The organism is Thermasporomyces composti, assembly GCF_003386795.1.
Lineage (GTDB): Bacteria > Actinomycetota > Actinomycetes > Propionibacteriales > Actinopolymorphaceae > Thermasporomyces > Thermasporomyces composti.
Genome location: NZ_QTUC01000001.1, coordinates 3278167 through 3300541, shown reverse-complemented (window position 1 = coordinate 3300541; position 22375 = coordinate 3278167). Strand labels below are relative to the sequence as shown.

At 70.5% G+C, this 22375-nt stretch carries 21 protein-coding genes; 9 read left to right on the top strand and 12 right to left on the bottom strand.

The annotated features are described in order from the left end of the window. Positions 1-79: 79 nt before the first annotated feature. From DFJ64_RS14340 to DFJ64_RS14305, 8 genes are all read left to right on the top strand, one after another. Positions 80-757 carry a hypothetical protein gene (locus DFJ64_RS14340; protein ID WP_147304714.1) on the top strand — a complete coding sequence of 226 codons (678 nt, stop codon included), beginning with the start codon at positions 80-82 and terminating at the stop codon, positions 755-757. 272 nt (positions 758-1029) lie between these two features. Further along, positions 1030-1440: a hypothetical protein gene (locus tag DFJ64_RS14335; RefSeq protein ID WP_147304713.1), complete on the top strand. Its 411-nt coding sequence runs from the start codon at positions 1030-1032 to the stop codon at positions 1438-1440. Between the two features lie 66 nt (positions 1441-1506). Then, positions 1507-2145 carry a hypothetical protein gene (locus tag DFJ64_RS14330; RefSeq protein ID WP_147304712.1) on the top strand — a complete coding sequence of 213 codons (639 nt, stop codon included), beginning with the start codon at positions 1507-1509 and terminating at the stop codon, positions 2143-2145. Between the two features lie 147 nt (positions 2146-2292). Then, the gene (gene deoC, locus DFJ64_RS14325) at positions 2293-3252 is read left to right on the top strand and encodes a deoxyribose-phosphate aldolase (RefSeq protein ID WP_115850909.1); all 960 of its coding nucleotides are present in this window, start codon (positions 2293-2295) and stop codon (positions 3250-3252) included. A 12-nt stretch (positions 3253-3264) separates the two neighbouring features. Continuing rightward, positions 3265-4734 carry an aldehyde dehydrogenase family protein gene (locus DFJ64_RS14320; RefSeq protein WP_115850908.1) on the top strand — a complete coding sequence of 490 codons (1470 nt, stop codon included), beginning with the start codon at positions 3265-3267 and terminating at the stop codon, positions 4732-4734. Beyond that, positions 4721-5596 (top strand): aldehyde dehydrogenase family protein, encoded by an 876-nt coding sequence (locus DFJ64_RS14315; RefSeq protein ID WP_115850907.1) that lies wholly within the window; start codon positions 4721-4723, stop codon positions 5594-5596. The genes DFJ64_RS14320 and DFJ64_RS14315 overlap by 14 nt, the downstream gene beginning before the upstream one ends. A 4-nt stretch (positions 5597-5600) precedes the next feature. Further along, the gene (locus tag DFJ64_RS14310) at positions 5601-6851 is read left to right on the top strand and encodes a hypothetical protein (protein WP_115850906.1); all 1251 of its coding nucleotides are present in this window, start codon (positions 5601-5603) and stop codon (positions 6849-6851) included. 148 nt (positions 6852-6999) lie between these two features. Further along, entirely contained in the window at positions 7000-7182 is a 183-nt protein-coding gene (locus DFJ64_RS14305; RefSeq protein WP_115852101.1) for a PspC domain-containing protein, read from the top strand. Between the two features lie 72 nt (positions 7183-7254). Here the strand turns inward: DFJ64_RS14305 and DFJ64_RS14300 are convergent, their stop codons facing one another. Beyond that, the gene (locus DFJ64_RS14300; RefSeq protein ID WP_115850905.1) at positions 7255-7620 is read right to left on the bottom strand and encodes a hypothetical protein; all 366 of its coding nucleotides are present in this window, start codon (positions 7618-7620) and stop codon (positions 7255-7257) included. Positions 7621-7953: 333 nt separating this feature from the next. Continuing rightward, entirely contained in the window at positions 7954-8682 is a 729-nt protein-coding gene (locus DFJ64_RS14295; protein ID WP_115850904.1) for an SDR family oxidoreductase, read from the bottom strand. A 100-nt stretch (positions 8683-8782) separates the two neighbouring features. On the opposite strand from DFJ64_RS14295, the gene DFJ64_RS14290 reads away from it, so the two are divergent. Continuing rightward, positions 8783-9625 (top strand): helix-turn-helix transcriptional regulator, encoded by an 843-nt coding sequence (locus DFJ64_RS14290; RefSeq protein WP_115850903.1) that lies wholly within the window; start codon positions 8783-8785, stop codon positions 9623-9625. On the opposite strand, the gene DFJ64_RS14285 is transcribed toward DFJ64_RS14290, so the two are convergent. The 10 genes from DFJ64_RS14285 to DFJ64_RS19275 form a co-directional block, all read right to left on the bottom strand. Next, positions 9538-10782 (bottom strand): adenosine deaminase, encoded by a 1245-nt coding sequence (locus DFJ64_RS14285; RefSeq protein ID WP_115850902.1) that lies wholly within the window; start codon positions 10780-10782, stop codon positions 9538-9540. The genes DFJ64_RS14290 and DFJ64_RS14285 overlap by 88 nt on opposite strands. Positions 10783-10862: 80 nt before the next feature. After that, a complete protein-coding gene (locus tag DFJ64_RS14280; protein WP_115850901.1) occupies positions 10863-12152 on the bottom strand; it encodes a thymidine phosphorylase in 1290 nt (429 codons plus the stop codon). Continuing rightward, complete coding sequence (locus tag DFJ64_RS14275; protein ID WP_211310619.1) at positions 12145-12546, bottom strand: cytidine deaminase; 402 nt, start codon at positions 12544-12546, stop codon at positions 12145-12147. Before DFJ64_RS14275 ends, DFJ64_RS14280 begins: the two co-directional genes overlap by 8 nt. A gap of 23 nt (positions 12547-12569) precedes the next feature. Beyond that, positions 12570-13931, bottom strand: coding sequence for an ABC transporter permease (locus DFJ64_RS14270; protein ID WP_245941133.1), 1362 nt, complete (start codon positions 13929-13931; stop codon positions 12570-12572). Beyond that, positions 13928-15106, bottom strand: coding sequence for an ABC transporter permease (locus tag DFJ64_RS14265; RefSeq protein WP_115850899.1), 1179 nt, complete (start codon positions 15104-15106; stop codon positions 13928-13930). Before DFJ64_RS14265 ends, DFJ64_RS14270 begins: the two co-directional genes overlap by 4 nt. After that, a complete protein-coding gene (locus DFJ64_RS14260; protein WP_115850898.1) occupies positions 15103-16650 on the bottom strand; it encodes an ABC transporter ATP-binding protein in 1548 nt (515 codons plus the stop codon). Before DFJ64_RS14260 ends, DFJ64_RS14265 begins: the two co-directional genes overlap by 4 nt. 54 nt (positions 16651-16704) lie before the next feature. Continuing rightward, positions 16705-17835 carry a BMP family lipoprotein gene (locus DFJ64_RS14255; protein WP_115850897.1) on the bottom strand — a complete coding sequence of 377 codons (1131 nt, stop codon included), beginning with the start codon at positions 17833-17835 and terminating at the stop codon, positions 16705-16707. Positions 17836-18332: 497 nt separating this feature from the next. Further along, positions 18333-19556 (bottom strand): amidohydrolase, encoded by a 1224-nt coding sequence (locus DFJ64_RS14250; protein WP_245941132.1) that lies wholly within the window; start codon positions 19554-19556, stop codon positions 18333-18335. 416 nt (positions 19557-19972) lie between these two features. Then, positions 19973-21643 (bottom strand): acyl-CoA mutase large subunit family protein, encoded by a 1671-nt coding sequence (locus DFJ64_RS14245; RefSeq protein ID WP_115850895.1) that lies wholly within the window; start codon positions 21641-21643, stop codon positions 19973-19975. Positions 21644-21836: 193 nt separating this feature from the next. Continuing rightward, positions 21837-22154, bottom strand: a complete 318-nt coding sequence (locus DFJ64_RS19275) for a hypothetical protein (RefSeq protein WP_147304711.1) — start codon at positions 22152-22154, stop codon at positions 21837-21839. Positions 22155-22375: the final 221 nt, after the last annotated feature.

Sequence of the window (22375 nt, the reverse complement as noted above, 5' to 3'; positions counted from 1 at the left end):
CCTGGTTCGCCGACACGGCGACCGATCACGATGGTGCGCTGCTGCCCATGACGTGCGTGTTCAGGGAGGGTACGGCGCCTTGTCCGACGTGAAGCTGACTGCGGCCTCGGTCCGTCAAGGGTGCCTGAAGGTCCTGGTCTCCGGGGTCCTCGTGGTGGCGGCGCTCTACGTGCTCGGTCTCTGGCTGGGCCGCGACCCCTGGGCGGACCAGGGGGTCCCCGTCACCGCGCCGAAGTCGGGTACGGCGAAGCCCACGCCCACCATTCCGGAACCGGAGAACGGGGGAATCGAGGAAATCAAGTACGACCTGCAAGAGAAGGTGCTCGCGTGGAGCGGCGTCCAGCGGCCGACCGAGGCCGACTGCGAGATCGACGAGGTCCCGGACAGTCCACGGACGTTCACGTGCACGGTGACCTACGACGGGATCGAGGTGCCGTTCACGATCCGGATCACCGACGTCACCAAGGCGCTCGGCATGGCGTTGTTCAAGTGGGAGGTCGCTGAGCAGAAGGCCGTGCTGACGAAGGAGGGCGTCTTCGCGGAGTTCTGGCGTCAAGGCCAGGCTCCGGAGTACACCGAGATGCGTTGTGACGACAACATCCCCGCCACGAAGGTGGTCGAGGTGGGGCCGACCCCGTACTTCTGTTACTACAAGTCCAAGCGCGGCGACCACCACCGTGCCCGGGTGATCGTGGCCGACCACGGTCTGCAGTTCCTCCAGGACGACAAGGGCGAGATGGAGCCGCGCAAGGAGTAGCCCCTCTCGGGACCTGATGCGCTGAAGCGACGCTGCGGGTCGAGGGAGGTGGTGCCGTGTCCGAGGCGTGGTCGCCAGGACTTCCGGTGTCTGCTGGTCATCGGGGTGCTCGTGGTCGCGGCACTCGTCGGGCTCGTCGTCTGGCTCGACCATGACCGCTGGGGCGTTCCAGGTGTGCCCGTCGCGGCCCCGAGCCGTCCGAGCCCCTGAGCCCGACACCCTCCTTGCCCACCACGGACGTCGAGCTCATCATCCATAGCCTCCACCGGAACGTGCTCAGCACGACCTGGGTGCAGCGGCCGATCGAGACGGACTGCGAGTTCGACAGGTTTCCGAGCCGCCCGGGAACCTACCGCTGCACGGTGACCTACGACGGAATCGAGCTGCCGTTCCAGGTGCGGATCGGCGTCATCACGAGGGACGGTCGTCGATCCCTCACGTACAAGGTCATTCCCGAAAAGACTGTCCTGACGAAGAAGGCCGTTCTCGGGGAGTTCTGGCGTGGCGGCACCACGATGGGATACACCGAGATGCGGTGCGACGACGACATCCCTGCCAGGGAAGTGGTCGAGCTGGGTCCGACCCCCTACTCCTGCTACTACAAGACCAAGGGGAGCAAGGACGCGCGCTACTACCACCTCGCCCGGGTCCACGTCACCGAGAACGGTCTAGAGATCCACTAGGTCAGGCGTCCGCCGCGGAACGCCCGGCCAGTGTGCTGTCGGGTAGCGATGCAGGGGGGTCACGTCGTGTCTGAGGCGAGGTCCGGCACGGCAGCTGTGGGTCAGGAGAGCCGAAGGCTTCTGGTCGTCGGTGGTCTCGTGGTGGCGGCGCTCCTCGCGCTCGCCCTCTGGGCCGACCGACACCGGTGGGAGGAACCCGGCGTCCCCGTCACCGCCCCGACCGCACCGACGCCCACGCCGACGATCGATCCCTACGCCGGAGACTTCGAGGAGCTCACCGAGGAGCTCCGCTGGCGAGTGCTTGCCGCGGCCGGCGTCGACCAGCCGACCGAGGTCGACTGCGAGACCGACGGCATCCCCGACCGCTCGGGAACCTACGGTTGCACGGTCACCTACGACGGGGTCGAGGTGCCGTTCAAGGTCCATTTCGACGTCAGCGAGGATCTCTACGGCAGAAGGCGGTCCGTCTTCGAGATCGTCCAAAAGAAGACCGTGCTGACGAAGGAGGGCGTCTTCGCGGCGTTCTGGCGTTACGGGAAGGAGAGGGGCTATACCGAGCCGCGCTGCGACGACATCCCCGCGACGACGGTCGTGGAGGTGGGCGACACCCCCTACCGCTGCTACTACAAGTGGGACAACAGCATCCACCACCGCAGCGTGAAGGTCCGCGCCGACGAGCACGGTCTGGACTTCTCCCACCCCTAGTCGTCCCACCCCTAGTCGTCAGAGCAAGCCCACGCACCCAGGTGAGCTGACGGACCAGACGAGTCCGACAGGGGGCGCTGGACGGTGCGCGATGGCGCCAGGCTCCGAGGCGGTTCCCGTGCGGCCGGAACGTCCTAGACTGGCCCGGTGACCACGACGGCTGACCTCGGGCCGGAGCGCGTCGCGGACATCACCAGCTCCGACGCGGGTCTGCGCCGCTTCCTGGCCGGTCTCCCCGGCGTCGACCAGGTCGGCGCCGAGGCGCGGGCCGCCCGGCTCGCGACACGGTCGATCAAGAGCGCCGCCAAGGTGTTCGCCCTCGACCTGGCGGTCCGGCTGATCGACCTCACCACGCTGGAAGGCCAGGACACCCCGGGCAAAGTGCGCGCGCTGTGTGCGAAGGCCCGGCGTCCCGACCCCACCGATCCGCGCTGTCCGTCCGTCGCTGCCGTCTGCGTCTACCCCGACCTCGTACCCGTCGCCCGCGAGGCGCTGGCGGGGAGCGGTGTGAAGGTCGCGAGCGTCGCGACGGCGTTCCCCTCCGGCCGTTCCATGCGCGAGGTGAAGCTGCGGGAGACCGTCGCGGCGGTCGAGGCGGGCGCCGACGAGATCGACATGGTGATCGACCGGGGCGCCTTCCTCGCCGGCCGGTACGGGCAGGTCTACGACGAGATCGTGGCGGTGAAGCAGGTGTGCGGGTCGGCTCGGCTCAAGGTCATCCTCGAGACCGGTGAGCTCGCCACCTACGACAACGTCCGGCGGGCGAGCTGGCTGGCCATGCTGGCCGGCGCCGACTTCATCAAGACCAGCACCGGCAAGGTCACACCAGCGGCCACGCTACCGGTGATGCTCGTCATGGCCCAGGCGGTGCGGGACTTCCGGGCCGCCACCGGACGCCAGGTGGGGCTGAAGCCCGCTGGCGGTATCCGGACCGCGAAGGACGCCATCCGGCACATCGTGCTGGTCCACGAGATCGCCGGAGACGACTGGCTCGACCCGCACTGGTTCCGGCTGGGCGCGTCGAGCCTGCTGAACGACGTCCTCATGCAACGCAGCAGGATGCGCACCGGCCGCTACGCCGGCTCCGACCACGTCTCGCTCGACTAGCAGGAAGCCCACATGCCGACGTTCGAGTACGCGCCCGCGCCGGAGTCGAGCGCCATCGTCGACCTCAAGCCGTCGTACGGGCTGTTCATCGACGGCGAGTTCGTGGAGCCGCTCGACGGGCAACCGTTTAAGACCGTGAGCCCCGCCACCGGTGAGACCCTCGCCGAGGTCGTGCAAGCCAGGGCCCAGGACGTCGACCGCGCGGTGCGCGCGGCCAGGAAGGCCTATCCAGCCTGGTCGGCGATGCCCGGCCGGGAGCGCGGCAAGTACCTGTTCCGCCTGGCCCGGCTCATCCAGGAGCGCGCTCGTGAGCTCGCGGTCCTCGAGTCCCTCGACAACGGCAAACCGATCCGGGAGTCCCGCGACATCGACCTCCCGCTCGTCGCGGCGCACTTCTTCTACCACGCCGGCTGGGCGGACAAGCTCGCCTACGCCGTGCCAGGGCTACGCGACCCGCGACCGATCGGCGTCGCCGGCCAGGTCATCCCCTGGAACTTCCCGCTGCTCATGCTCGCCTGGAAGGTGGCGCCGGCGCTGGCCTGCGGGAACACCGTCGTCCTCAAACCCGCGGAGACGACGCCGCTGACCGCGCTGATCTTCGCCGAGATCTGCCAGCAGGCCGAGCTGCCTCCAGGCGTGGTCAACATCGTCACCGGCGACGGGACGACCGGGCGGGAGCTGGTCTGCCACGACGGCGTCGACAAGGTGGCCTTCACCGGATCGACCCAGGTCGGCAAGGAGATCGCCCGACTGGTCGCCGGCACCCGCAAGCGCCTCACCCTCGAGCTGGGAGGCAAGGGCGCGAACATCGTGTTCGAGGACGCGCCCCTCGACCAGGCCGTCGAGGGAATCGTCGACGGCATCTTCTTCAACCAGGGCCACGTCTGCTGCGCCGGCTCGCGCCTGCTGGTCCAGGAGAGCATCTACGACCAGCTCCTGGAGCGGCTCAAGTGGCGGATGAGCACGCTGCGGGTCGGTGACCCCCTCGACAAGAACACCGACGTCGGGGCGATCAACTCCGAACGCCAGCTGGAGCGGATCCGCGAGTTCGCCGAGGTGGGTGAGGCCGAGGGCGGCGAGCGCTGGTCGGCTCCGTGCGACCTTCCCGCGCGCGGGTACTGGTTCCCGCCGACGATCTTCACCGGGGTCACGCAGGCGCACCGCATCGCCCGGGAGGAGATCTTCGGACCGGTGCTCTCCGTCCTCACCTTCCGCACCCCGCAAGAGGCCATTGACAAGGCCAACAACACCCCGTACGGCTTGTCGGCCGGTGTGTGGAGCGAGAAGGGCTCACGGATACTGTGGGCCGCGGAGCGACTGCGCGCAGGCGTGGTGTGGGCCAACACGTTCAACCGGTTCGATCCCACCTCCCCGTTCGGCGGGTTCAAGGAGTCCGGGTACGGCCGCGAGGGCGGACGGCACGGACTCGCCGCCTACCTCGACACCGACGCCGCGAAGGAGGTCAACGGTGAGCTCGGCTGACCGGCTGGCGGTGCGCAAGACGTACAAGCTGTTCATCGGCGGCGCGTTCCCTCGCAGTGAGTCCGGCCGCAGCTATCCGGTCACCGACGCGTCGGGGCGGTTCCTCGCCAACGCGGCGCTCGCATCGCGCAAGGACGCGCGGGACGCGGTGGTCGCCGCCCGCAAGGCGTTGCCGGGCTGGTCCGGAGCGACCGCCTACAACCGCGGCCAGATCCTCTACCGCGTCGCCGAGATGCTCGAAGGGCGACGGGCGCAGTTCGTCGACGAGGTGGCCGCCGTCGAAGGGCTGGAGCGAGCGGCGGCCGAGTCGCTCGTCGACGAGAGCATCGACTGCTGGGTCTGGTACGCCGGGTGGGCGGACAAGCTCGCCCAGGTGCTCGGGTCGTCCAACCCCGTCGCAGGACCGTTCTTCGATTTCTCCGTGCCCGAGCCGGTCGGGGTGGTCGCCGTCGTGGCGCCCCAGGACTCCAGCCTGCTCGGCCTGGTCAGTGTGGTGGCCCCGGTCGTCGTCAGCGGCAACACGTGCGTCGTGCTCGCCTCCGAGCGCGCGCCGCTCCCAGCCGTCACGCTCGCCGAGGTGTGGGCGACGAGCGACGTGCCTGCGGGCGTCATCAACCTGTTGACCGGCCGGGTGGGTGAGGTGGCGCCGTGGCTGGCCGGCCACATGGGGGTCGACGCCCTCGACCTCACCGGAGTCGCGGACGCCCACCTGGCCGCCGACCTCGAGCGGGAGGCGGCGGAGAACCTCAAGCGCGTGCTCCAGCCGCCGGCCCGACGTCCGGACTGGACGGCGGACCCTGGGCTGACGCGGCTGGCGGCGTTCGTGGAGACCAAGACCGTCTGGCATCCGATCGGGGTATGAGACCGTGACCATCGAGTTCGTCGACGACCCGATCGTCCCGCTCGAGCTGCGACTGCCCGGCGGTCGGAGGTACGTCACGCTCTACCAGCCCGGTTGGTTCACCGCGTCGGACGGCTCGAGGGCGTTCCTCGGCCGAGACAGCACCCTCTACGGCTTCGCCACCGTGGAGGACCTCGTCGCCTTCGTCGACTCCGGCGCTCCGCACGACCTCACCCGCAGCCCGCACCTGCGGACGTTGCGGACGTGGACGGTCGAGGAGTACACCCGCCGCCTCTGCAGCTACGACTTCGCCCAGTTGCCGGAGCTGCGGGACGACCGGCTCGACACCGACGAACAGGCCTCCCTCGGGTCGACCCTCGCCGTCATGCTCGACCTGCTCGACTACACCGACGTGACCGGCGAGCACGCCGACGCGCTGCGCGAGGACGACGACATCGGCAAGCTCGCGTCCGGCGACGAGGTGCTGTCGATCTTCCGGGCCGCCCACCACCGCCAGCACGTCGTCGACCTCCTCCGCGCCCACTGGTCGGCGTGCGTGGAGGAGGTGTCCCGTCGCGTCACGACCCCCGAGATCCCCGCGGACCCACCAGTCGGAGGACCGTGGGGGAACCCGGCGGGGATGATCCGAGGCGACGACGGCGACACGAACGCCGATGACGCCGAGTCGACGCCGCTCGAGACCGTCGCGGACGCCGTGACCTTGTGGTTCGGGCTGGCCGACGAGGGTGTCTACGTCGTGCGCAGCACGACCCTCCACGGCGAGCACCCCGCCTTCGGCGGGACCAGGACCGTGGGATCGCCGGCCCGGCTGTTCGCGTGGACCGACCTGGACCAGATGAAGGCCGATCTCGCCGGCGGCCTGGTCGACGAGTCCACCGACGGCGTCCTCGACCTGGCGGGGGTCGCCGCGCGCGCTGACGTCGACCTCACCCCGCACGATGACTGCATCTTCGACCTCGTCGAGCTCGCGGACTCGATCGACCCCGCGATGGACCAGGACGCCGCCGACCGGCTGGTGTGCGCGTGGACGGAGCTGCTCCGGCTCGCGGCGTGGGGCGGCTGGAGCGACGTCACCAGGCTGCTCGAGCCGGTCGCACCGGCCGGGACGTTCATGATCTCCTGCGCGATCGACGTCGCCCAGGACCGGCCCGGCGCTCGACGCGCGCTCACCACCGCGGACGTCGACGCCGCCGTGGCCGGGTGGCGGGCGGTCATCCCGGCGCTCACAGCCCATCTCGAGATCCGCCGTCGCTGACGGCCGCGGCTCCGCCGCTCTCCGGTCGACCCAGACATTCCCGCCGGCAGGGACAGACCTCCACGATCCACCGATGTCCCGCTCAGGGAGCGTCCTCGCGCCGCCGTTCGTTGGCCGTGGTGAGGAGCCGGCGTCGGAGGGAGAAGACATGGCTCGCCTCGTCCGCCCGCGCAAGGGACGCTGGATCGCCGGGGTCTGTGCCGGGCTCGCCGAACGGTTCGGTCTGCCGCCCGCATTGGTGCGGCTGGCGTTCGTGCTCTCGTGCGCGCTGCCCGGCCCGCAGTTCGTGGGCTACATCGTCTTGTGGATCCTCATCCCCGCCGAGGACTGAGCACCCGACCCACACCCGCGCCCGCGGTCTCCCCGGGGCTCACCCCGCACTGGTCGACGCGAGGCCAGCGTCCTACCACTCGAGGCCACGCCGGGCGAGCTCGCACTCGACCTCCAGCCGCCGAACCGCCGGCAACGGGCTGGTCGCGCCTTCGGTCTCGACCTCCAGCGCTCGGCAGGCCATGAGCAGGGTGTCGTCATAGGCGAGCTCGACAGCGCGCAGTCGGAACGCCCGTGCCGGCACGCGCGGGTCGGAGTGCAGCCGGACGCTCTCCTGGCCCAGTCGGCGCAGGTCGGCAGCGAGCAACTCGATCGGGCGAGGCGTGACGGCCTCTGGCTCGATCGCGGGTTCGTCCACACCGAGGACCGGACCTCGCCGCCAAGGCTGGCCCTTTCGGAACGCCTGCGTGAGCCAGCCGAGGACCCGGCCGCCCGCCATCGCTTCAGACCTCCCCAGTGCCGTCGACCCCCGGAGCTGTGGACGTCCTCGGGTGCCGTAGGGCCGGGCGACGTTGCCGCGGGCCGGAGGCCAGGAGCCGTGGGCCAGACGACAAGCTGCGTCCTGAGCGAAGACAGTCCGCTCCGGATGGGGATGTCCACGTCCGCGAAATCCTCGGATCTCGCCCTTAGGGGAGAGTGTGACACGAGGTCGGGCCTTAGGCGAGGTCATGCGGCGTCGTGTGGACGGGGCCGCTCGGCACCTCGGCTGAGCCGCCTTCGATTGGCCGCCTCCGATCGCGGTGCCGGTCGGCCCCATCGCGGCAGTCGGAGCTCACCAGGGAACCTGGCCGTCGTCCTCGAAGAACCCACCCGTCGGCCCGTCAGGCGGAAGGGTGGCGAGGCGGACGACGATCGCGGCCCCCTGGGCCGGCGTGCGGTGTCCGCGGTGGCCGTTCATGTCGGTCGCGCAGAAGCCGGGACAGGCGGAGTTGACCTTGATCGGCGTTCCCTCGAGGACGGCCGCGTATTGGACGGTTATGCGGTTGAGGGCCGCCTTGGACGAGTTGTACGCGAGCAGAGGTACGTGGTGCTGGTCCGAGGTCGGGTCGCTCGACCGGGCCAGCGAGCCCAGGGAGCTGGACATGTTCACGATGCGCGCCGCGGGTGCCCGGCGCAGCAGTGGCAGCATCGCGTTCGTCACCGCCACCACGCCGAACACGTTGGTCTCGAACGTGCTGCGCAGCACCGAGATCGGCAGCGTGGTCGGATCGAGGCCCCATTCATGAACGGTGCCGGCGTTGTTGACCAGGACGTCCAGACGCCCGTACTCCTGCTCGATCCACTTCGCCGCGGCCTCGATGGTGGCCGCGTCGGTGACATCGAGCCGGACGGGACGGACGGTCAGCCCCTCGGCCCGCAGCGTCGACGCGGCCGCTTCGCCGCGCCCCAGGTCGCGCGCGCCCAGCAGCACCTCGGCGCCAGTCTGACCGAGCTGGCGGGCGATCTCGTATCCGATTCCCTTGTTGGCCCCGGTCACGAGGGCGATCGTGGCGTCACTCATGGGCTCAAGCGTGGGCCCGGCAGCGGACCCGCGGCAGAGACGGCTCATCCACGGACTGACAGACCCTGGATCGGCGGGGACGCCGCGGCACACTGGCGGCGTGGATCGTGCTCAGCTCGCCGAGTTCCTGCGTAGCCGGCGCGCCCGCGTCCGTCCGAGCGAGGTCGGGCTGCCCGCCGGGTCTCGCCGGCGCGCGCCCGGGTTGCGTCGGGAGGAGGTGGCGCAGCTCGCCGGCATCTCGGTCGACTACTACGCGCGGCTGGAGCAGGCGCGCAGCCCGCGTCCGTCCCGCCAGGTGCTGGCCGCGCTCGCTCGCGCCTTGCGGCTCTCCGACGACGAGCGCCGTCACCTGTTCCACCTCGCCGGGGAGGTGCCGGATCCGCCTGGACCCAGCCCGAACGTCTCAGCGGGGATCATGCACCTGCTCGACCGGTTGCACGACGTTCCCGCGTTCGTGATCGATGTCAAGTACGACTTGCTGGCGTGGAACCCGATGGCGGCGGCCCTGCTCGGCGACCTCTCCCGGCTGCCGCCGAGCGAGCGAAACCTGGTCTGGCAGCTGTTCTGCGGGGTCGGCTACCCGGAGCTCTACGCGCCTGAGGACGCCGCTGCGTTCGCCGACCAGTGCGTGGCCGACCTGCGAGCCGCGGCGGCGCGTTACCCCACGGACCCGGGGATTCGCGCCTTGATCGCCCGACTGCTGGCCAACAGTCCGGAGTTCGTGCGGCGGTGGGAGCAGCACCAGGTCAGTGTCCGGCGGGGCGCAACCAAGCGACTCCGGCACCCGGTGGTCGGTGAGCTGGAGCTCGCCTACGAGATCCTGGAGATTCCCGACCGTGGGCAGCGGCTCGTGATCTACACCGCCCTGCCGGGCAGTCCCTCGCTGGAGGCGCTGCGCCTGCTCGAGGTCGTGGGGACCGAGACCTTCGGGGAGCGAGCCTGAGGACGCGTGGTCCCGGGCCCGCCCTGCCTGTACCGCCCGCTCTCGCTGAGTGGACGCCGCATGCGCGCGACGACGCGGTCGGCCGCGATGGCCGCGTATCCAGGCTTGATGACCTCGTTGATCAGCGCGAGCCGCTCGTCGTACGGAAGGAACGCGCTCTTCATGGCGTTGACGGTGAACCACGCGAAGTCGTCGAGGTCGTAGTCGAACGCCTGGGCCAACCGAGCGAACTCCTCCGACATCGACGTCCCGCTCACCAGGCGGTTGTCGGTGTTGACGGTCACCCGGAAACGCAGCCGAGCGAGCAGCCCGAAGGGATGCTCAGCGATCGAGGGCGCCGCACCGGTCTGGACGTTCGACGTCGGGCAGAGCTCGAGCGGGATCCGAGCGTCGCGAACGTACGCCGCGAGCCGTCCCAGCCGTGCCTCGCCGTCCGGTGTCACGGTGATGTCGTCGACGATGCGAACGCCGTGCCCGAGACGCTCGGCGCCGCATCGCTGGACCGCCTCGGCGATGGAGGAGAGCCCGACCGCCTCGCCGGCGTGGATGGTGATGTGGGCGTTCTCCTGTCGCAGGTACTCGAACGCGGCGAGGTGGCGGGTGGGCGGGTTCCCCGCCTCGGCGCCGGCGATGTCGAAGCCGGCGACGCCCTCGTCGCGGTAGCGCACCGCCAGTTCGGCGATCTCCCTCGACCGGTCCGCGTGGCGCATCGCGGTGAGGATCTGCCGCACGACGATGGCCCGGCCGGCGGCCGCCGCCCGCTTCTCCCCCTCGGCGAGCCCGTCCCGGACCGCCTGGACCACCTCGTCGAGGGTCAGCCCGGCCCGGAGGTGCTGCTCGGGCGCGTAGCGCACCTCGGCGTAGACGACGCCGTCCGCCGCGAGATCCTCGGCGCACTCGGCGGCGACGCGACGGAGCGCGTCCGCGGTCTGCATGACCGCGACCGTGTGCTCGAACGTCTCCAGGTACCGCTCCAGTGAGCCGGAGTCCGCCGACTCGCGAAACCATTCGCCGAGACGGGCAGGGTCGGTTTCCGGGAGCTGGTGTCCCACCCGGTCGGCGAGCTCCACCAGGGTGTCCGGGCGAAGGCCACCGTCGAGGTGGTCGTGCAGCACCACCTTCGGTGCGCGGGCGATCTCGTCGTGGGTGATCCGCATGGCCCGACAGTACGCCGTCTCGACGTCCCGTGGTCCACCGCCCGGCCTTGGCGGCGTGTCCGGCGCGCCAGGAGAGTCGTTCACCCGATGCGCTCGATGATGAGCGGCCGTGCTGGGCGGGATCCCACCGGCGCCACCTCGAACGCCCCCTCCAGTGCTTCCATCGCGCGAGGGAACCTCGCCGGGTCGTCGGCGTGCAGCGTCAGCAGCGGCTGCCCGGCGCGGACCAGAGCCCCGGGCTTGGCGTGCATCTGGACACCCGCGGCGGGCGCCACCGGATCCTCCTTGCGGGCCCGCCCGGCACCGAGCCGCCACGCCGCGACGCCGACAGCGAACGCGTCGAGCCGAACGAGGACGCCGTCCGCCGGCGCGAGCACGTCGTGCGTCTCCCGAGCCCGTGGCAGCGGTGCTTCAGGGTCACCGCCCTGCGCGCGGATCATCCGACGCCACACGTCCATCGCGTGCCCGCGCGCGAGAACGTCCGCGGGGTCGGGAGCGCCCGCCGCGCCGGCGAGCTCGAGCATCTCCCGCGCCAACGCCACGGTCAGCTCCACCACGTCCGGCGGGCCGCCTCCCTGCAACACCTCGACCGCCTCGGCGACCTCGAGCGCGTTGCCCGCGGTCAAGCCCAGCGGGGTGGACATGTCGGTGATGAGCGCGACCGTGCGAACACCGGCGTCGGTGCCCAGCTCCACCATCGTGGTGGCGAGAGCGCGGGCGTCGTCGAGCTGCCGCATGAACGCCCCCGACCCGACCTTGACGTCGAGCACCAGCGCCGGCGTGCCCTCCGCGATCTTCTTGCTCATGATCGAGCTGGCGACGAGCGGGATCGACTCGACCGTGCCGGTGACGTCCCGGAGCGCGTAGATCTTGCGGTCCGCCGGAGCGAGCGTGTCCGTGGGCGCGCAGATCACCGCGCCCACGTCACGAAGCTGGGCGAGCATCTCGTCGTAGGACAAGCGCGCCCGCCATCCCGGGATCGACTCCAGCTTGTCGAGCGTGCCCCCGGTGTAGCCGAGTCCGCGCCCCGACAGCTGGGGCACCGCCACGCCGCACGCCGCGGCCAGCGGAGCCAGAGGCAAGGTGATCTTGTCACCCACTCCCCCTGTGGAGTGCTTGTCGGCCGTCGGCCGGCCCAGGCTGCGAAAGTCGAGCCGGTCGCCGGAAGCCACCATGGCGTGGGTCCACCGGGCCACCTCGTCCCGGTCCATGCCACGCAACACGATGGCCATGAGCAGCGCCGACATCTGCTCATCGGCGACCACGCCGCGCACGTAGCCGTCGATCACCCAGTCGATCTGCTCAGCGCTCAACCTCCTGCCGTCACGCTTGGTACGGATCACCTCGACGGCGTCGAAAGGCTCAGCCACGATGTCGTCCTCGCAGGTCGTCAGGTCCGAACGCGTCCGGCAGCAGCTCGCGCAAGGGTCGCACCCCGCGCGGCGTATCGACGCGAAGCTCCGGCCCGCCGTGCTCCCACAGCAGCTGGCGACAGCGGCCGCACGGCATGAGCCGCGCACCGTCGCGGTCGCAGCAGGTGAACGCGACCAGACGGCCGCCGCCGGAGGCATACAGGGCGGACACCAACCCGCATTCGGCGCACAGGGTCGCGCCATAGGACGCGTTCTCGACGTTGCAGCCGACGACGACGCGACCGTCGTCGGTGAGCGCCGCGGCACCGACCGGAAAGCCCGAGTACGGCGCGTACGCCCGCGTCATCACCTGCCGCGCCGCCGTCCGCAGCGCCTCCCAGTCCACCTGCATGGTCTCCACCCCGGCGGCCCAGGCTAGCTCGTGACGTACGGCTCGCCGTCGGCTTTGGGCGGTCGCACGCGCCCGACCAATCCCGCGACCGCCACCACGGTCGCCAGGTACGGCGCCATGATGAGCAGCTCGCCCGGGATCGGCGTGGCGATGATCTGCAGCTGGCTCTGCAGCTGCTGGGTGAAGCCGAAGAACAGCGCCGCGAGGGTCGCGCCGAGAGGGTGCCAGCGGCCCATGATGAGGGCCGCCAAGGCGATGAACCCCTGACCGGCGGTGAGGTCCTTGTCGAAGCTGCCGGTGAATCCGATGGTGAAGAACGCCCCACCGAGCCCGGCCACCACTCCCCCGGCGAGCACCGCCTGGTAGCGCACGCGCAGCACGTTGACGCCCACGGTCTCGGCGGCCCTGGGATGCTCACCGACCGCGCGCACCCGCAGCCCCCACCGCGTCTTGAACAGCACGTAGGTCACGACCGCAACGGCGGCGTACATCGCGTAGACGAGCGGGGTCTGGTCGAACAGGGTCGCGCCGACGATCGGGATGTCCGCGAGGACCGGAATCGGGACGGTCGGCAGCACCCCGGGGTCGTTGTACGCCGCGGCGTCGTCCTGGACGAACTGGTCGAACAGAAAGCCGGTGATCCCGGAGGCGAAGACCACGAGGACGACACCGAGGATCACCTGGTTGACGTAGTAGCGGATCGCGAAGACGGCGAGCAGCGCCGCGATGAGCACGCCCGCGAGGACGGCGCCGAGGGTCCCGGCCAGGAAGCTTCCCGTCACCGTCGTCACGACCGCGGCGGTGAACGCCCCGGCGAGGAACTGTCCCTCGATCGCGATGTTGATGACGCCGGCACGCTCGCACAGCACACCGGCGAGGGCGCCGAGGATGAGCGGTGTGGAGAGGTTGAGCGTCCCCTGCAGCTGGTTCGTGAGCGGAAACGTCGTCCCCGCCGCCGCCCAGCACAGGAACGCCACGACCAGAGCCACGCCGAACAGTGCCCAGACCACCCCTGCCCAACGGCCCCGCACGCCGCGCAGGACGTGGGCCACGGCGACGACGACCGCGTAGGCGGCGAGGGCCACCGCCACCGGACGGGCCGGCAGCACGATGTCCGGAAGCCGTTCGTCGGCCACCTGGTCCGACAGGGCGAACGTGACGGCTTCGGGGCGGGTCAGGACAGCGAGCACGCCACCGACAGCGGCGAGCACGAGCGCGACGAGGCCGGCACGGACCCGGCGCCGGCGCTCGGGCGGAGTCTCCTGGCCCGATGCCACGGAGCCCCTGGTGCGGCGCGGGGGTGCTTGCTCTGGCCCACGTCCAGGCGCCTGGTCGGCCACCGACGTCGTTCCGGCCTTCTCCACGGTCTCGTCCGAGGCGCTCACGCGTTCCACCCCTTGGCGAGGACGGAGCCGGCGCCCTGGCCGCGAACCCGCACGAGGGCCCGAACCAGCGCCGGAGCGGCGATGAAGAGCACGATCGTCGCCTGGAGGACGGTCGTGAGGGTGAGCGGGGTCTGGGTCTGGATCTGCATCTGCAACCCTCCCGCCTTGAGCGCGCCGAACACCAGGCCGGCGACGACCGTGCCGGCGGGCGACGCCCGGCCCAGCAGCGCCACGGTGATGGCGTCGAAGCCCACGTCCCCGGCGATCCCGTCGGTCAACGGGTGGGCGGTGCCGAGGACCTGCTGCGCGCCGGCCAGACCGGCCAGCGCTCCCGCGCCGAGCATCGCGACCGTGTAGGCCCGCTCCACGCTCATACCAGCGGTGCGGGCCGCCTCCGAGTTGGCGCCGACGGCGCGGAGCTGGAAGCCCGTCGTCGACCGGGTGAGGACCCACCACACGACGATCGCGGCGAGGACCGCCAGCACGACACCGAGGTGCAGGTCCGTCCCCGGCACGCGAGCGAACCGCGCCGTGGGGTCGACCACCGGGCTGATGGGGTCGTCGCGCCCAGGTCGCTGGAACGGCTCCGTCGTCAGCAGCCACTGCAAGAGGTAGAGCCCGACGTAGTTGAGCATGATCGTGACGATCACCTCGTGGGCTCCGGTCCGGGCCTTCAAGACGCCGGCGATCCCACCCCAGACCGCGCCACCCACCACGGCGGCGGCGATCGCCACCACCAGGTGCACGACCGGCGGCAGGTGGAGGGTGAACCCCACCCATCCGGCGCAGAGCGCTCCCACGATGAGCTGACCCTGCGCGCCGATGTTGAACAGGCCCGCGCGGAACGCCAGGGAGACGCCCAGCCCGGCGCAGATGAGCGGCGTCGCCTGGACGAGCGTCTCGGTGAGCGGCCGCCAGCCGCCGAGCGAGCCACGCAGGAGCGCGCCATACGCGTCGGCGACCGCCGACCACGACGCCTGGAGCGCGTCCGGTGGGTAGGCGAAGAAGTAGCCCCAGGTGGCCAGCACGTCCGCGTCGCTGACCACGATGAGGACGGCGCCGACCAGCAGCGCCAGCGCGACAGCGGCCAGGCTCACCGCCGCCTCCCGAAGCCACTGCGCCACATGGCCACGCAGGGCCGGCTTGCTCGCCTCGGACTCGGCCGGTGCGCTCATGACGCGACCTCCGTGGAATCCGCGGCCGATGATCCGGCCGCGTCCGCCGGCGGGACGCCGGCCATCATCAGGCCCAGCTGGTCCCACGGGGTGTCCGGATCGACGATGCCGACGATCCGACCCCGGTACATGACCGCGATCCGGTCGGCCAACGCGGTGATCTCCTCCAACGCGGTCGAGACGATGAGGACCGCCGTGCCACGGTCACGCTCGGCCAGGATTCGGCGGTGGACGAACTCGATCGACCCGACGTCGAGGCCACGCGTCGGCTGCGCCGCGATGAGCAGCTCGAGAGGGCGGCTCAGCTCTCGGGCCAGCACGACCTTCTGTTGGTTGCCTCCCGAGAGCGCGGCCACCGGAGTGTCCACCGACTGGGTCCGGACGTCGAACTCCTCGACCCGCCGCTCGGCGTTCGCGCGCACGGCCGCGCGAGAGACCGTGCCACGCCGGGCGAACGGTGGCCGGTGCACCAGGTCGAGGACGAGGTTCTCGGCGACCGAGAACGACCCGACGAAACCGTCGTGGGACCGATCCTCAGGGATGTGACCGATGCCGGCGTCGAGGCGCTCCCGTGGACTCGTTCCGACGAGGTCGCGGCCGCGGAGGCGGATCGATCCGCCAGCCACGTCGGCGAGGCCGACCAAAGCGCGCACCAGCTCGGTCTGCCCGTTGCCCTGGACACCGGCGACACCGAGCACCTCGCCGGCGCGTACCTCGAAGGACACGTCATCGACGGCGACGACCCCCTGCGCGTCGACGACCCGAAGGTTCTCGACGCTGAGCACCGGCTCGCCCGGCGTCGCCGGAGTCTTCTCCAGGCGAAGCTGCACCGGCCGTCCGACCATCAGCTCGGCGAGCTCAGCCTCGGAGACCGTCGGCTCAACCGTCGCCACGACGCGGCCACGTCGGATGACCGTGATCCGGTCCGCGACCGCCCGTACCTCCTGCAGCTTGTGGGTGATGAAGACGACGGAGGTGCCGGCGTCGCGCAGCGCCCGCATCACCTCCATGAGCTCGTCGATCTCATGGGGAGTGAGCACGGCGGTCGGCTCGTCGAGGATGAGCACCCGAGTCTCGTTCGCCAGCGCCTTGAGGATCTCGACCCGCTGTTGCACGCCGACCGACAGGTCGTCCACCTTCGCGTCGGGGTCGACGTCCAGGCCGTAACGCTCGGACAAGTCGCGGACCCGGGCGCGCGCGGCGGCATAGTCCAGGCGGCCAAGGCCCCGCGTGGTCTCACGGCCGAGCATGACGTTCTCGGCGACGGTGAAGCCGGGCACCAACATGAAGTGCTGGTGCACCATGCCGATGCCGGCCTCGATCGCCTCGCGTGGTGAGGAGCAGGTTCGCGGGTTGCCGTCGATGACGATCTCACCCTCGTCCGGACGGACCAGGCCGTAGAGCATGTTCATCAACGTGCTCTTGCCGGCCCCGTTCTCCCCCAGCAGGCAGTGGATCTCGCCGGGTTCGATGGTGAGATCGATGTGGTCGTTGGCAACGAGCGGTCCGAACCGCTTGGTGAGCCCGCGCAGTTCCAACCTCATGGGAACCGCCTCACCGCGACAGGTGTCGCCGTGCGCCAGCGTGCCGTCCGGACATCACCGAGCCTTCGGTACCGCGGTCGACTTGACGGTGACCTTGCCGTCGATGATGTCCTGGCGCAGCTGCTCGACCTCCTGCTTGAGCTCGTCGGGGATCTTGTCCTCGAACTCGTGGTAGGGCGCCAGTCCGGTTCCGTCGTTCGCGAGCGTTCCCACGTAGGGAGTGTTGTCGAAGCGCTCCTCGTAGACGGAGGTGATGACCTCCTCGACCGCGACATCCATGCCCTTGGTGACGCTCGTGAGGAGGACGTCGCAGTACTCCTGCGCGCTCACGCACCCATCGGTGTCGACCCAGATCGCCGCGACCTTGCCACGCGAGGCGCGGGCCGCCTCCAGACCGCCGAGACCCGCGGGACCGGCCACCGGGAAGATGACGTCCGCGCCCTGGCTGATCAGGTTGTTCGCGGTGTTCCTACCCTGCGCCTTGTTCTCGAAGCTGTTGGTGAACAGGCCCTTCTGCGTCGTCTCGTCCCAGCCGAGCACCTGGACCGAGGTTCCCTTGCGCTCGTTGTAGTACTGGACGCCTTCCCAGAAGCCGTCCATGAAGATGGTGACGGTCGGGATCGGCAGGCCGCCGAACGTGCCGACCTTGCCGGTCTTGCTCATGCCCGCGGCCAGGTAGCCGGCGAGGAAGCTCGGCTGGGCGGTGTCGAACAGCAGCGACTTGACGTTGCCGGGCACCTCGTCGAGACCGACTTCCTCCAGGTCGACGGTGCCGATGTCGAAGTCGACGATGCCGAACTTGACGTCGGGGTTCTTCGCGGCGCTGATCGCCGTCTGGTTCCCGAGCTTGAAGCCGACGGTGATGATGACGTCGCACCCGGCGCTGACCATGCCGTCGACGTTCTTCGGGTAGTCGTTGTCGGACTTCGACTCGACCGTGGACTCCTCGATGCCCAACTTGGCCTTGGCGTCTTGGAGGCCCTTGTAGGAGGTCTGGTTGAAGCTCTTGTCGTCGAAGCCGCCGGAGTCGGAGACCATGCAGGCTCGGAAGTCCTTCGCCTCCGCGGTTTCGGCACTCCCGCCGCCACCGGACCCGGGCGACTCGTCCACAGGCCTACTTCCGCACGCGGTGAGAGCCAGCGCCAGCGCACTCCCGATCGCCAGGGTCCGCAACAGCTTCGACAAGGCAGCTCCTCTCGGCGTGACACGTCACGTGTCGGTCGTCGCGCACGCCATGACCTCGCCCCCGCGGACGCATGCGCAGGGGTGACTATGCGCAGGGGTGACTATAGGGCGCTCCTTGGCGAAGGGAAGACCTCAGGCGACACTTCTTCGCACTGACACGGATTCGTAACGCGGCCACATCGGAAGCGAGAGCGGCCGGGACACGAGCTTCGGCCGCCATCGGCCACGCTGCCTTGACCAGCCCCGCTGCTGTGCGTCGTCACGTGATCACGATACGCGCTCGACGGGCTTCGACGGACGAACGGACAGCGCACCGTGGAGCGCCGATCCGGTGCTGATCGATCCGGTGGCTATCGGTTCAGTGCCAATCGGCTCAGTGCCAATCGGCTCAGTGCCAATCGGCTCAGTGCCAATCGGTTCAGTCCCAATCGGTCTAGTACCGATCGGTTCAGTACCGCCAACGGACGGTCGGCTCGGTGACCGCTCGTCGTGGCCGCCTACTCGGTGAACCGCCGGCCGTCGTGACCGCCGGCCAGCAGCGCGGTGGCGGTGAGCACACGAACGCCCACCGCGATGGCGTTCTCGTCGACGTCGAACGTGCCCTGGTGCAGGTCGTACATCGTCTCGCTGCCCGGCGTGTGCACCCCGAGCCGCGCCATGGCGCCGCGCACCTTGGTGAGGTACCACGCGAAGTCCTCACCACCGAGGCTCTGGTCGGTCGGCGCGACAGCGCTCCGGCCGAGGGTTGCCTCCACCGCCTCGCGCAGCGTGGTGATCGCCAAGGCGTCGTTGACAACCGGTGGGACACCACGGTGCACCTCGACCTGCGCGGTGACGCCATAGGGGGCGACGATCTCTCGGGCGAGCGCGGGCACGAGCTCTGCGGACCGCTCCCACACGCGTGGGTCGAGGCAGCGCAAGGTGCCCTCGGCCTCGCCGTCCATCGGAATGGCGTTCGCGGCCGCCCCGGCCTGGACGCGCCCCCACACCACGGACAGGCCCGCACGCGGATCGACCCGGCGCGACAGCGCCGTGGGCAGATGGCTGACCAGCGTGGCCAGCGCGTGCACCAGGTCGGCGGTCAGGTGCGGGCGCGCGGTGTGGCCACCCGGACCGGTGAGCCGGACCTGGAGACGGTCACAGGCGGCGGTGAGCGGTCCCGGGCGCAGCCCGATGTTGCCCACGGCCAGGCGTGGGTCGCAGTGCAGGGCGAAGATCTGGTCGACGCCGTCGAGTCCGCCGGCCGCCATCACGTCGAGCGCGCCTCCCGGGATCAGCTCCTCCGCCGGCTGGAAGATCAGACGAACGGCGTGGGTGAGCATCCCTCGGGAGGCCAGCTCGGCGAGGACGAGGCCAGCGCCCAGCACGACGGTGGTGTGGACGTCGTGTCCGCAGGCGTGGCACACCCCCGGCCGCCGCGAGCGGTACGGCACGGTCTTCTCGTCGGCCACCCGAAGGGCGTCCAGGTCGGCCCGCAGCGCGATTCGGCCGGTGAAGGGCGCCGGCTCGCCGATATCGGCGAGGAGACCGGTGCCGACGGGCAGGAGGGTGGGCCGCAGGCCGGCGGCTTCCAGCCGTTCCGCTACCAGGCTGGTCGTGCGGACTTCCTCCCGACCAGGCTCGGGGTGCATGTGCAGGTCCCGCCGGAAGGCGACCAGCTCATCGATCCACGTCTTGGTGAGCCGATCGACCTCGGCGACGATCTCAGGGTCGAGTGGCACCGTTCGATTGTCCACCCTGCCACTTTCGTGACCGACGACACCCCTCCTTGTACGCTCCGTGGTCGCCGGTTCGTGTCCGCCCCGCACCCTTCCACCACTCACATCTCATCCCCTTTCGGGCGTCCTCAGCCGCAGTCGCGCCACGATCGGGCGCCGGCTCGCGCCCCGTCCCTGCCCCGAGAGCACGAAAAGGAGCGGACTGACCCAGGCGTGAGTCGTTCGGACTCGCTCGGGCTCTCTCGGGCCAATCCCGCGTTCCGGTCCGGGCCGCGCCCGGCGTCGCCCCGCCCTGGAGCCGACGCCGCTCCGGGCCCGACACTGTCCGACCTACCCGGCCGACCCGGGGGTCACGCGCATCGGACCGAACCGGCGACGGGTGCCGCACGCTCGCCCCACCGGCCCGCGCCCGCGGAGTGTCAGAACGCGTCCGGCGGCGTGTAGACGCCCCACACGTCACGCAAGGCGTCGCACACCTCCCCCACCGTCGCCCGGGCGGCCAGAGCCTCCTTCATCGGATACAGCACGTTGTCCGACCCGGCGGCGGCCCGGCGGAGCGCGGCGAGGTGCCGCTCGACTTCCGAGGACGATCGGTCGGCCCGGAGCTTGGCCAACCGGGCGCGCTGCTCCTCCTCGATGCGGGGGTCCACCCGCAGCGGTTGGTACGGCTCCTCGTCCGGTGTCTGGAACTTGTTGACACCGACGACGACGCGTTCGCCGTCGTCGATCTCCTGCGCGATGCGGTACGCCGACTGTTCGATCGCGGACTTCTGGAACCCTCGCTCGATCGCGGCCACGGCGCCACCCAGGCTCTGGATCACCTCCATGAGCTTGTACGCCTCGGCCTCGATCTGGTCGGTCAACGTCTCGACCGCGTACGACCCGGCGAACGGGTCGACGGTCTTGGTGACGTCAGTCTCGTACGCCAGAACCTGTTGCGTCCGCAGCGCGAGCCGGGCCGCCTTCTCCGACGGCAACGCGAGGGCTTCGTCGTAGGCGTTCGTGTGCAGCGACTGGGTACCGCCGAGGACGGCGGCGAGCGCCTGGATGGCGACTCGCACGAGGTTGACCTCGGGCTGCTGGGCGGTGAGCTGGACGCCGGCGGTCTGGGTGTGGAACCGCAGCATCATCGACTTCGGGTTCTTGGCGCCGAACTCGTCACGCATCACCCGCGCCCACAGCCGGCGCGCCGCCCGGAACTTCGCCACCTCCTCCAGGAGGGTCGTCCGGGCGACGAAGAAGAACGACAGCCTCGGCGCGAACTCGTCCACGTCGAGCCCTGCGTCGAGTGCGGCGCGCACGTACTCGATCCCGTTCGCCAAGGTGAAGGCGACCTCCTGCACCGGCGAGGCACCCGCCTCCGCCATGTGGTAGCCGGAGATGGAGATCGTGTTGAACCGCGGCAGCTCTCGCCGGCAGTACGCGAAGATGTCGGAAACCAGGCGCAGCGACGCTTGCGGCGGGTAGATGAAGGTGCCGCGGGCGATGTACTCCTTGAGGACGTCGTTCTGGATCGTGCCGGTGAGCGCCGCCGAGGGCACGCCTTGCTCCTCGCCCACGAGCTGGTAGAGCAAGAGCAGGACGGCGGCGGGCGCGTTGATCGTCATCGACGTCGACACCCGATCGAGCGGGATGCCGTCGAAGAGGAGCCGCATGTCCTCGATCGAGTCGATCGCCACCCCCACCTTGCCGACCTCGCCGTGCGCGAGCGGAGCGTCGGAGTCGAAGCCCATTTGGGTTGGCAGGTCGAACGCCACCGACAGTCCGGTCGTGCCCGCCTCGATGAGCCGGTGGAACCGCTGGTTGGACTCCGCCGCCGTCCCGTAGCCGGCGTACTGGCGCATCGTCCACGGTCTGCCGACGTACATCGTCGGATAGACGCCACGGGTGTAAGGGAAGCTGCCGGGCGACCCGAGCTGACTCGCCGGATCCCACCCCGCGAGGTGCTCAGGCCCGTAGACCGGCTCGATCGGCAGACCGGACTCGGTGAGCCGTGGGGTCGTGTCGGGTCCGGCTCGGGTCGGCCCGTCCTGAGCCGACCCCCGCGGAGCGGCGCGCTCGGACCCTCTCGGCTCGACGCGGTCGTTCATGGCATCGCCTTCTTGTGACTGTGCGCCTTGGTGGGAGTGCATGGGGCGTCACCAGTTCGTGGCGGGTACGGACGCGGTCAGCGTACGACCCGCCCCTCGACGAGGAGCGAGTCAACCACTGTTCGAAGTGCTACCACCACCAACCGTGACATCGGACGTCCAGGACGTGATCACGGACCGCTGGTCACGCCGGTCAGGCGGAGACGCTCCGCAGCGCCACCGCGCGCAGTGACGTGAGCCGTCCGCGGCACGGCCCGTAGTACACGGCGTTGGTGCAGATCACGACGTAGCGCCCGGTATGGGGGCGAGGTAGAGGCTCGTCCCGTCCAGCCATGGTGGTAGGCGACCCGTCCCGCGTCGGCGAGGACCCACGCCAGACCGCGTTCCAGGCCGGCCCGATCGTCGCATGGGGCGCCAGGCTGGTGCGCAGCCAGCGACCGAGCACGGACTGGTCGTGGACGGCCAGCAGGTGCTGGGCATGGCGAGCCAGGTCGTGCGGCGTCGAGAACAACGCCGTGCTGCTCGGCGGCGTCGCGGGTCACGCCGACGGTGCGACACACGAGGACGCCGCCCGGTGTGACGGCCTGCTCGACCGCGTCGTGGAGCGCATCGGCCAGGCGGTCGAGGTCGCCGCGACGAAAGGGTGTGGACACCAGCTGCCTCCGCTGCGAGGACGAGACGGATGTCCAGCGCCGGGGCGCCGGCTCTCGCCGGACCCGGCACCGAGGGCTG